This window comes from Bacteroidota bacterium, from assembly GCA_030017895.1.
Lineage (GTDB): Bacteria > Bacteroidota > Ignavibacteria > UBA10030 > BY39 > JASEGV01.
Map to the genome: position 1 here is coordinate 1 of JASEGV010000086.1, position 11,092 is coordinate 11,092.

General features: G+C 37.8%; 8 protein-coding genes. All 8 read right to left on the reverse strand.

Translation table 11 applies throughout. From position 1 onward, the window contains the following. Positions 1-31: 31 nt before the first annotated feature. Positions 32-499 carry a biotin/lipoyl-binding protein gene (locus tag QME58_12575; protein MDI6804658.1) on the reverse strand — a complete coding sequence of 156 codons (468 nt, stop codon included), beginning with the start codon at positions 497-499 and terminating at the stop codon, positions 32-34. Positions 500-692: 193 nt separating this feature from the next. Then, positions 693-1,457 carry a SprT family zinc-dependent metalloprotease gene (locus QME58_12580; GenBank protein ID MDI6804659.1) on the reverse strand — a complete coding sequence of 255 codons (765 nt, stop codon included), beginning with the start codon at positions 1,455-1,457 and terminating at the stop codon, positions 693-695. Next, a complete protein-coding gene (locus QME58_12585; protein MDI6804660.1) occupies positions 1,408-4,443 on the reverse strand; it encodes an HsdR family type I site-specific deoxyribonuclease in 3,036 nt (1,011 codons plus the stop codon). The genes QME58_12580 and QME58_12585 overlap by 50 nt, the downstream gene beginning before the upstream one ends. Further along, positions 4,443-5,573: a Fic family protein gene (locus tag QME58_12590; GenBank protein ID MDI6804661.1), complete on the reverse strand. Its 1,131-nt coding sequence runs from the start codon at positions 5,571-5,573 to the stop codon at positions 4,443-4,445. The genes QME58_12585 and QME58_12590 overlap by 1 nt, the downstream gene beginning before the upstream one ends. A 160-nt stretch (positions 5,574-5,733) precedes the next feature. Next, positions 5,734-6,954, reverse strand: coding sequence for a restriction endonuclease subunit S (locus QME58_12595; GenBank protein MDI6804662.1), 1,221 nt, complete (start codon positions 6,952-6,954; stop codon positions 5,734-5,736). After that, on the reverse strand, positions 6,938-7,966 hold the full coding sequence (locus QME58_12600) for a PDDEXK nuclease domain-containing protein (protein MDI6804663.1): 1,029 nt from the start codon (positions 7,964-7,966) through the stop codon (positions 6,938-6,940). Before QME58_12600 ends, QME58_12595 begins: the two co-directional genes overlap by 17 nt. Next, the gene (locus tag QME58_12605) at positions 7,957-10,491 is read right to left on the reverse strand and encodes a type I restriction-modification system subunit M (protein ID MDI6804664.1); all 2,535 of its coding nucleotides are present in this window, start codon (positions 10,489-10,491) and stop codon (positions 7,957-7,959) included. The genes QME58_12600 and QME58_12605 overlap by 10 nt, the downstream gene beginning before the upstream one ends. Positions 10,492-10,687: 196 nt before the next feature. Next, positions 10,688-10,972 carry a type I restriction-modification system subunit M N-terminal domain-containing protein gene (locus tag QME58_12610; GenBank protein MDI6804665.1) on the reverse strand — a complete coding sequence of 95 codons (285 nt, stop codon included), beginning with the start codon at positions 10,970-10,972 and terminating at the stop codon, positions 10,688-10,690. Between the last annotated feature and the right edge of the window lie 120 nt (positions 10,973-11,092).

Below are 11,092 nucleotides of genomic sequence, written 5' to 3' on the forward strand. Positions count from 1 at the left end.
CTTAAATATACAAAAAAAAGTATTCAATAAGTCAATTTTTGGAACCGCCCTTTACATATTTATCATAATCTACCTGGCTGATTAAATTCTTTTCAACTAATTGTCTCTGACGTTCTTCTTGCTGTTCAGCAAGTTTCCGTCGCGATTGTGCCGATAAAAGTCGTGCTTGAAGCTCGTCGTCATTAATTTTCAGGAGTAATTCACCCTTTTTGACTTTTTCACCTTCTTTAAAATAAATTTTTGTAATCTTGCCGGAAATCTCGCTTCTGATTTCTACTTCTTCATTCGAAAGAATAGTTCCAACCGTAACAACCTTCTCACTAATTTTTTTCGGATGTATTATCTGGTACTTAACCGAAATTTGTGGATTTCTTGCGCTGGGCCCTGAAGTGTTGTTTTGTTTGGTTCCGCCCGAAAAGAGGACTTTGATAAGAACCAAAGCTACAATTACTACACATATAATAATTAAGGTAAGCTTATAACGACTCTTATTTATCATGTTGGAAATATAAGAAATATGCTCTAATTTTCAAATCATAACAGAAATAGTCAACGATTAAGTCAATATTCTCCTTACCGAATCCTTTCATAAGACTTCATTAGCTTCCCTCCCACTTTTACAAATTCACATAATTGTTGCTGTTATGAGATTACCAAACAAATCCTCCAGTTCTTTTTCCGACTCCATTTTCTCAATACTTCCAATCCACATGACTTATTGGCGTTCTGTTTAATTCTTCTTTTAAAGATTTCCACCCTGGTACGAATTTATCCGTATAAGCCTTGAAGCGTTCGTTATGACGATGCTCTAATAAATGAACCATCTCGTGTACAACTATATACTCTAAACATTGCGGCGACTTCTTGGCTAATTCCAAATTTAGCCAAATTCGATTAGCCCTATGATTACAAGTTCCCCACTTGGTCTTCATCCTTTTAATACCAAACTCATTAACTGACACTTTCATTATCACTTCCCACTTTGATACTAGTTTAGGTATCGACTCTTTTAACCTTTCGCGATACCACGCATCCAAAATAGCTTTTCTTTGTAATCTCGATGAATGTGGTCTTACATATAACTCAATATGTTCATGCTTTAATACAACTTTTGGGACTGCTTTATTTTCAGTAACCTTTAAAAGGTATCTCTTGCCGTTATAAAAGTGGCTTTCATTTGAGATATAGTCTCTCGGTGTTTCTCTTACCTGATTTTTAAATTTGGTCTGATGTTTTTTAATCCAGCCCAATTTAGAAATCGCAAATACTCTAATAGTATCCATACTCAACCGTGATGGTGCGGATATTCTAACACGTCCTGTTGGTGGGTGAACACTCAGATGAATATTTTTAATGTGTTTCTGTATCACTTCTACAGTAATATCGCCCAATTTTAATTCCTGCATCTTAATATTCTTGTTGTTTCTTAACGATCGGGAAGATTCTTTCAACTTCATTAATATCCTTAAGAACTTTGTATAAAGCGGCTTTTATTTCGTTTTCTTTTTGAAGGTTACCCTTCCAATCGGCTTTCTTGTTGTAACGAACGGCTGCATCGCAGGCAAGCGCCTTCTCCTGATTTTCTTGGAGGTTATGATATAGAACTCTTAGCGCCGGTGTTTTCAAATCGGCAGGAATATTATCGCCCTTTCCTTCATTTACTTTCTTTGCCAACTCTCCGATTTTCTTTAAATACTCTTTATAATCTACAGCCTTGGCTTTTCTCTCTTTGATAATTTCATCTAACAGCTTTGACATACGATCAAAGAATGCGGGGTCTATCAAATGCTCTTTGATGATTTTCTTCCGCACGTTGTTTTCAATTGTTTCAGCAACCGCCTCATGATTGCTTTTTATACTTTGAGGTAAACTGTTAATGGCATCGGCAATTCCGGAATTTACAATAATATCCAACAGACTTATATCACCGAACGGAGAAACAACTCTTGGGTCTTCAGCTTGAATATAATTATCAATCAGGTGCCGCATATCTGCTTCATAAGTCTTTAAGTCAAGTGTTTCGCCGCTTGCTTTGCGGATTTCTTCTCTGAGATCTAAATAAAAATCTATTTTCTTTTTAATATCATTAATCTCTTCATCGTCATAACCTGCTTGTACTAATTCTGCGGAGATGTTAGCGTAAGCACGGATTAATGCAACAGTCGATTTATACAATGCTGTGCGCCTTACTTCCGTTGCCTTCAGGTCATCCTGTTTTTCCGTATTACCGCAGAAGTATCTAATAGATGTCAATGTATCTTTTGGTGGCGGCACAGGTTCACATAGCAACGCAATCGCTTCAAGTGCTTCGTCTAATCTCTCTCGACCTTTCTTCATGCGATCTTGTAATAAAATATCGCATTCTTCTTTTTTGAATGTATCATAATCCAATTGTGATGTATATACTGATACCGCATCCTCAACTTTCTTAAATAAATCTTTATAATCAACAATATATCCAAATTCTTTATCGTCAGTATCCAAACGGTTTACGCGGCATATTGCCTGAAACAATCCATGATCCTGCATACTCTTATCAATGTATAAGTATGAGCAAGGTGGCGCGTCAAATCCAACAAGCAATTTGTCAACAACAACAATCAGTTTTAAATTGACAGGTTCTTTTATGAATTTTGCCTTTGCATCATCTTCATATTTTTCTGTGGTTTTACCATTCAGTAGAGATACATATAAGCGATAGACGTATTCTTTTTCAGTTTCAGTATTTTCTCCAGTGTCCTCTGTTGTAATATCGCGTGTAGTAGGATTGTAAGAAGTTATGATTGCACATTTGTCATTTAATTCTGTTCTCTGGAATAACTCATAATATCGGGATGCCTCATAAATACTTGATGCTACAAGGATGGCATTTCCGCTTTGAGAACTTAAACGTGGTTTAGTATTGAAATCGAGTATAATGTCATTTACTATTCTCTCCATCCTGTTTTTCGAGCTAAGCACCTTTTGCAACGTGCCCCATCGCTTTTTCAGTTCTGACTTCTGAAAATCATTCAGACCTTTGGTTTTTGCGTCAAACCATATATCAATTTTATCGGGAGATGATATTTTCTGGTCAATATCTCGTGCTTCATATACTAAATCGAGTATTACCTTATCTTCAACGCCTTCGTTGAATTTATATGTATGGATATATTTACCGAACACTTCTAAGCTGGTTTGTTTATCCTGTTTCAACAAAGGAGTTCCGGTAAAGCCGATAAATACTGTGTAAGGCAGCATAGCTTTCATCGTTTGATGAAGCTTACCACTCTGTGTGCGATGGCATTCATCTACAAATACAAATAAATCTCCAACTGCTTTTGATGGACTGTTTTTTAGCTCCTCAATAAACTCATCAAAGTTATCTACATCTCTCTTTCCAAACTTATGAACCAGTGAACAAAGCAAACGTGGTTTCGCTTGTCCTAATTGATTCATAAGGTCTCTGCCGCTTCGAGTGCGATATATTTGTTCACCGGCTTCGGCAAAAACTCTTTCAATCTGTTTATCGAGTTCATCACGGTCTGTAATGATGGCAACTCTCGCATTTGGATTATTTTCCAATATCCATTTTGCCAACAGCACCATAACAATGCTTTTACCGCTGCCTTGCGTATGCCAGATGATGCCGCCTTCATGCCTGCGCACATGTTCCTGTGCCGCTTTTACGCCGAAGTACTGGTGCGTTCGTGGAAGTTTTTTAATTCCACCGTCGAACACTATAAAGTCATAGATAAGTTCAAGAAAGCGCTTCTTGTTACACAGCTTCATTAGGTATTTATCTAACTGAAGTAAGTTGTCGTCGTGCTCATCCTCTTTCCATTTCAAATAATACTTTTCAGGTGTGCCAATGGTTCCGAAACGCAAACCCTCAGTATCGTTTCCGGCAAATATAAACTGAACCGTTGAGAAGAACGATTGTATAAATTCCCTTTGCTGGTTTACAATGCTCTGTCTGATGCCATCACCGATAGAAACAGTGCTTCGTTTTAATTCCAAAACTGCAAGAGCAATTCCGTTTACGTATAAAACGATATCAGGACGTTTTTCCCTTTCACCTTGTACAGTTACTTCTTCAGCAAAAGCAAAATCGTTTTCCTCAATCTTATTCGGATCCCATTCTATCAAATGAACGGTTTCATAGTTCTCGCCAACCTCAGCTTTTACTTTTACACCATAACGTAGAAGCTGATAAACATTTTTATTGTTTGTGTATAAACTCTCGTTGTAGTTGTTGGCAGTGGTACGCAACTCGTGCAATGCTTTGTTGATGAGAGTCTGACCGTATCCTTTTTTGATAAGATACTTTTTGAGTGTGTCTTCATCAATGTTGCTGTTGTTTGGTCGGCCTTCCCAATTACCGAGATATCTATAGCCCAATTGATTGAACAACTGCACAATACGGTTTTGGGTTGATCTTTCTATTTGTCCAACGTCTGCCATTATCTAAATAGTTTTATATATTTTTCAAATGAGAAAATTCGGTTTCGTTTATATCCTGTGGTTTCTATTATTATTTCCAATCGTATAAAATCTTCTATCAATCGTAACGCCGTTGAGATATTAATATGCAGCGAATCGGAAACATCCTGACTGTCGGTGATGGGATTGCTGTAGAGATAATGCAAGAAAGATTTTGCGAGCATAGTTTTTCTCCCCAGGCTCATTATTTTCTGTTCGCATTTCTGACGCAATGCAATTATTGAACGAAATGCCTGAATAGAATTTTCAGCAGTTTGTCTGACGCCTTCTAGAAAGAATTTTATCCATTGAGTCAGATCGTTATGCGTTCTTACTCTTGTAAGGTTATCGTAATAAAATGATTTATTTCTATCGAAATAATCTGACAGATACAATGTTGGTTTTACCAACAAACCCTTACTAACCAGATACAATGTAATTAGCAATCTGCCGATTCTTCCGTTTCCATCTAAAAACGGATGAATGGTTTCAAATTGATAATGAGCTATACCTATCTTTATCAAATGAGGTAATTGTACTTGCTCATTATTAAGAAATTTTTCCAGATCACTCATCAATTCAGGTACCTCATTTTCATGTGGAGGAATAAATACAGCATCATTAAGCGAACTTCCACCGATCCAATTTTGGCTGGTGCGAAATTCACCGGGCTTTTTGTGCGTACCTCGTACACCTTGTAAAAGCTCGAGATGGGTTTTTCTTAGCAGTCTATTTGACAGTGGAATTTTTATTAACTCCTCTATCGCATCGTTCATTGCCCGAATATAATTCTGCACTTCCTGCCAGTCGTCTTTTTTCTCCGGAAGTATGTATTCCTGTTTTTGAAGAGCTTCTTCTATGTTCGTTTGAGTTCCTTCAATACGGCTGCTTGTAATACCTTCCTTTGCAACGTGCATCTTTATAAAAAAATCCACGTCGGGTATTAATTGTGAAAAAGCGTTCAGTTCTCCTAATTTGATATCGGCTTGACTGAGCAGTATATTTAATTCCGGATTGCTTATTTGCCAGCTGATATTAATTACACTTGGGCTGAAACTTTTGTATTGATATTGGCTTTTAAAATTACCGGCTTTAAAATCTTTTATATCCATTGTTGTTTTATGAGTTTCTGCAAATATAATTATTTATATTTGTATTTACAAGTATATCTGCAAATATACTTGTTCTTTTTGCACTTCTGCATAAATAAATACGCATAATTGCATTTATACCGTTTTCTTCGAATATGCCGATTTTCATTCACATTTGTGTCTAAATTAGACGTATTTTCCCAGTTAATAAATTCTGCATCATGCCTTGCTTGAGCATTTTGTATTTCTCTAATTTCTTTTCTAAGGATTCTATTTCGGTATCCATATCGGAAAGGATTTGGGCAATGTGGATTTGTTTGGCTTTCTCTTCAGGAAGTTGAATTTCAAATTCTCTAAGGGGTGTTTTGATAATTTGAGGTTGTCCTGATCCAGTAATACACTTACGAAAATCTTGGTTTGCAAGTATGTAATAGAAAAATAACTTGTCAATAGAAATATTTCTATCAACATTTATAACCATTGCATTACCAGTAATCCAACACTTATCAATTGTTCTGTTAACAGTTCCACAAGTTGAACCTCTACAGGTAATTGTTGTCTGCCAAGTTTCGTGATTATATTTATCATACATCCCTACAATTCCATTTGCTCCATAAACCAAATAACCATCTTTAACAAAAACATCTTGCGATATTGTTTGTGGCTGATAAATCTCTGCTATCTTCCCCAACTTCTTCACTTGCCATTTGTCTGAACTGTGATTTATGTGATTTAATGATTGCCCTGATTTTTTTTTATCTTTTAAATCACGGTCATCAAGTGAATCCCAAAAATCCGGGTTCAGACATTTTTGCATAGCTCCTTGCTTGATGTTTCGCTTTTTGGCGATGAGTTTTTCTAATTGTGTAATGAGCCCTTCGACTTCGCTCAGGGCAAGTGCGATGGCGGTTTGCTCGGCTTTGGTGGGGGGAAGGGCAACTTTGTACTTTGCAAAGGAAATTCCTGTTAATTGCGGAACTCCGCTACTCTCAAAGAAAATATTAATTTTGTAGTTTATAAATTCAGTTAAATACTTAGCATCAATATTTTTATGTGGCATCAAAACAAGCAATCTACCAATTGCACCATATTCCTCACTTCTTTTAAAGGCGGTTCCTAATCCCACGCCTCTGCCAACAACTGTTAGACTTTCACCACTAAATTCAGATACATTGTAATACCCATATAATCCAGCGCCTAATACTGTGTTTGAATATACGGGGTACTTGTAATTGGAGTCTTGATCCTTTGAATAGTTTTCTTTTTTTAAATCTTTGCCAACAGAAATTATAGAAATATCTCCAATTGCCTTCACCTCCCAATCGCTCGGAATAATGCCAACCTCAGTATTTTTAAATCCTTCTACCATTTGAATTTCATTTGCTTTAAATGGTTTCATCATTATACGGCACTGCCAATTGCTGTTCGATCAATGCTTTTAATTCTTCCCTGTTGGGCAAATAAAGCTGATATTTGCTCACAAAAAGTTGGGATGAAATATTATGCATAGCATATTTTACAAGCAACTCGTCCTTTTCTTTAGCCAACACAATACCGACAGGCGGGTTATCGCCTTCGGTGTTTTCTTCGCTTTCGAAATAGCCAAGATACATGTTCATTTGTCCAACGTCTTCGTAACCGGCTTCCTCTTTTTTCAGATCAATCAGCACAAAACATTTTAGAATACGATGGTAAAAAACCAAATCCACATAGTAGGAGCGGTTGCCTACGGGTACACGGTACTGCCTGCCAACAAAGGTAAAGCCTTTGCCTAACTCAAGCAAAAAATGTTGTAACTTGTCAATAATTCTTTTTTCAAGGTCAGATTCACTTAAATGGTAAGGTTCGGGAATTTTTAAAAACTCCAACACATAAGGTTCACGAATAAGGTCTGTAGGATTTTCTATCAGTTGCCCCTGTTTGGCTAACTGTAATATGCCCTCTTTGTCTTTTGATGCAGCCAAACGGAGAAATAAGGAAGATTTTTTCTGGCGTATCAACTCTGTGGTACTCCAGTTTTCAATGATAGTTTGTTTTTCATAAAATGAACGTTCCAGCGGGTCTTCTATTTTAAGCAACTCTACCCAATGAGTCCAGCTTAATTGGTGCGGAAGCTCCGCACTAATTGGGTAAGTGATGTAGAATTGTCTCATCCGTTTAAGATTGCTTAAACTAAAACCTCTACCATGAAGTAATAAAAGGTCTTTTGATAAGCTTTCTAAAAGTCCTTTTCCATAATCTGCTTTTACTTTTCCACCTTGCTCAAACTCCACAACGTATTGACCGATTTTCCAATAGGTTTCTATAAGATAGGTATTAACAGCTAAAACAGCTTTTTGTCTGCTCTGTACATAAACATCTGAAATCTGCTTTACAAGATCGTTATAATTATTTTTTTGATGGTTTATTTCCATACAAACCCCATTTTTTTCAGGTGAGTATTTACTTTTTCTTCCAGGTCTTTCACTTCTTTGTTTTGCTGTGGCAATGGCGTTTCGTAGCGTTCAGCCAATTCCTTAATGCGTTGTGTAAGTCGGTGGCTTATGTTGTCCATCTCGGTTCTAATACGGTGCTCCATACTACGCATCCATTTCTTTTCAACTACAATAGATTTTATTTCGTCAATACTTAGCTTGGGATATTGTGCAATAACTTTCTTTTCCAAATCGGCATTTGTGACTTTTATTTTGGTTTGCACTTCGGCTTCATCATCCATCAGCTTTTTGTATTGGTTAAGCATGTCGTATTCTTCAGCATTATCGGCATTTCTTTTCCCCAACTCTTTAATTGCTTTCTGTAAATTACCTTTGCTAATCTTACCTTTATCATCTATTGCATTAGCAAGTAAACCATCTTCGCCTCCGCTCTGTGGTGAGCCTGTCGAACCATATTCTTCGCGCAATTCATCCATCTTTGCGGTCAGTGTTTCGGCTTGCGTTTCCAAATCGTCAATGGCTTTTTGTTCTTTAACAAAATATTCCTGTATAATCAAAGCCGGTGGTATCAACCTGCCTTCCAGTCCTTCAATACCCTGAACATATTTAACCGCAACCGCCTTTTCCTGGGCTGAGCCTGTCGAAGCCTTGGTTTTCTTTTCTATGCGTTTTACCTCCTTGCCCGCCTTCCAACCATCGTCTGTAAGTTCGTACATATCATCTTGCATTGTCTCAGCCCAGTAGTCCATAATGTGCTGGTACATTGCATATTTATCTGTCAGTTGTTTGTCTGTGTAATGTTTCAGCAGGTTTTCAGAAATAACTTGTATTTCTTTTTTTGGGTGCAAAGGCTTTCCCTTCGGCAGGCTCAGGACAGGGTCCAATGCCTTAGCATAAGCAATAGTTTCGTTTTTCCACTTATTAAATACTGCATCCATCTTTTTGCTGAATGCAGTAAACTCGGGATGCTGGAATATTGTGTTTTTTATTTCTTCCTTTGCAACATATAAGGCAGAATAGTTTGCCCGTTTGCTTGCAGTGAATAAAGTATTTTTTAACGTCGGATAAACTTCCCAATAATTTTGCAGCTCATCAATATCTCGGTTGGGAATGTCGCCTAAAAGATGTGCTTCAATATCTTGTAAGTCTTCCGCTTCCTGGCTGTCAATGTATCGAGGGATGTTCAGGTTGTAATCGTTCTTAGTATCAGCAATTTCTGCAATGGGAATTATGCGTGAATACTTTGGTACTTCAATCTGGTTATTAAACGTGTCAACAATCTTGTGGATGTCCTCATCACGCAGGCGGTTCTTATTGCCGTCTTTGATAAAGCCCTTGCTCGCATCGACCATAAATATACCTTTGCGATTTTCAGCGTTTTCTTTATCAATCACAATTAAACATGCGGCAATGCCTGTTCCGTAAAACAAGTTGGGCGGCAAACCAATAATACCTTTAACGTAACCCCTCTGAATAATATTTTTCCGGATGTCCGCTTCGGTATTCCCACGAAACAACACACCCAAAGGCATAACTACACAGCCCTTTCCTTTACTTTTCAATGAACGGATAATGTGCAGTAAAAAAGCATAATCACCGTTCTTCTTGGGCGGAATACCATAGTCTTGAAATCTTCTGTTCATATCGTTAACTGCATCAACACCATTCCCCCACGATTTATAACTAAACGGCGGATTTGCGACTACATAATCGAATGTTTTCAATGATCCGTTGTTGTCTAAGAATAGCGGACTTGCAAGTGTGTTGCCTTGTTTAATACCCAATACATCGGATGCGTGATTATGCAGCACCATATTCATACGCGCAAGCGCTGCGGTGGCAACATCATTCTCCTGTCCGAAGAGTGAAATGTTTTTCTCTGCTTCATCACCGACTTTTAACAATAACGAACCCGATCCGCAAGTTGGATCGTACACTGTGGTAGCTGCACTTGTGTTTTTACTGCTGATACCGATTATTTTTGCAATCACACGGCTTACTTCTGCCGGTGTATAAAACTGTCCCTTACTTTTACCGCTCTCAGTAGCAAAGTGGCGCATTAAGTATTCATAAGCATCTCCAAGAATGTCATCCCCCTCAGCTTTGTTTTTACTGAAGTCGAGTTCCGGATTTTCAAAAATAGCGATCAGATTAGTGAGTTTCTGCACCATATCTTTACCGCTGCCTAACTTATCGGGATTGTCAAAATCAGCTAAATCAATTGTTCCGGTAAGATGGTTTGCCTCCGCAATTTTACCTATGATTTTCTTGTTTATATCCTCGCCAATCGTCGGCTTACCTTTTAGTTTCACCATATCCTTGAAGCTTGCACCTTCAGGTACTGTAATAGGAGCATAATGCACACCCGCGTATTTATCGCTGATGTATTTGATGAACAACATCACTAGCACATAGTCTTTGTACTGGCTTGCATCCATACCACCGCGTAGTTCATCGCAACTTGCCCATAGAGAACTGTATAGTTCGCTTTTTTTAACCGCCATTTATTTTAATTCCGTTCTTGTTCGTTTGATGTTTGAAAATATAACAAAATTATTGGGATTAGCAAAGAGGAAAATAATCATCCGGTCATATACCCAATCCCTATTTAATCCAGACCATATAGTTGAGGGTCTACTTCTTTACTCCTCTTGTAGGCGTTGGGGCGGGTTAGTTATAAGTAAAGGGTAGTTCTAATAATTAATCCGTCAACTGACTCCAGTACGACCAGCGGCATTCTTCATTACCTTTAAATATTGACTTGTAGAGCGAACTGTCAGTTCGCTCATTTGAAGACGAAGTATCACTTCGTCCTACACGCCTCCTAGCTGCCGCCGAGCGCGCATTGTCCATATCCTCCAACCGCTTAAGGAATATTAGATACGACATCTGCTCGATAGCAGTGATAGGGTTGGCTATACCGCCTGACCAAAACTTATCCCACAACGCATCTACTTTACTTTTTAAAATTGGATCGGTTAACATTTGTATTTGCTTTCATCTTTATATTCTTCGACCCCTTTTGTGTTTTCAGTGTTGGTTTTATCGAACCCCTTCGTTTCCCCCTTTTTAAGGGGGAATGTTTTTATGGCATCTTCAATTTTT

What these genes read in the sequence shown, in the direction of transcription:
- QME58_12575 (MDI6804658.1), bottom strand. Translation starts at nt 499, where the DNA reads ATGATAAATAAGAGTCGTTATAAGCTTACCTTAATTATTATATGTGTA.
- QME58_12580 (MDI6804659.1), bottom strand. Translation starts at nt 1,457, where the DNA reads ATGAAGTTGAAAGAATCTTCCCGATCGTTAAGAAACAACAAGAATATT.
- QME58_12585 (MDI6804660.1), bottom strand. Translation starts at nt 4,443, where the DNA reads ATGGCAGACGTTGGACAAATAGAAAGATCAACCCAAAACCGTATTGTG.
- QME58_12590 (MDI6804661.1), bottom strand. Translation starts at nt 5,573, where the DNA reads ATGGATATAAAAGATTTTAAAGCCGGTAATTTTAAAAGCCAATATCAA.
- QME58_12595 (MDI6804662.1), bottom strand. Translation starts at nt 6,954, where the DNA reads ATGATGAAACCATTTAAAGCAAATGAAATTCAAATGGTAGAAGGATTT.
- QME58_12600 (MDI6804663.1), bottom strand. Translation starts at nt 7,966, where the DNA reads ATGGAAATAAACCATCAAAAAAATAATTATAACGATCTTGTAAAGCAG.
- QME58_12605 (MDI6804664.1), bottom strand. Translation starts at nt 10,491, where the DNA reads ATGGCGGTTAAAAAAAGCGAACTATACAGTTCTCTATGGGCAAGTTGC.
- QME58_12610 (MDI6804665.1), bottom strand. Translation starts at nt 10,972, where the DNA reads ATGTTAACCGATCCAATTTTAAAAAGTAAAGTAGATGCGTTGTGGGAT.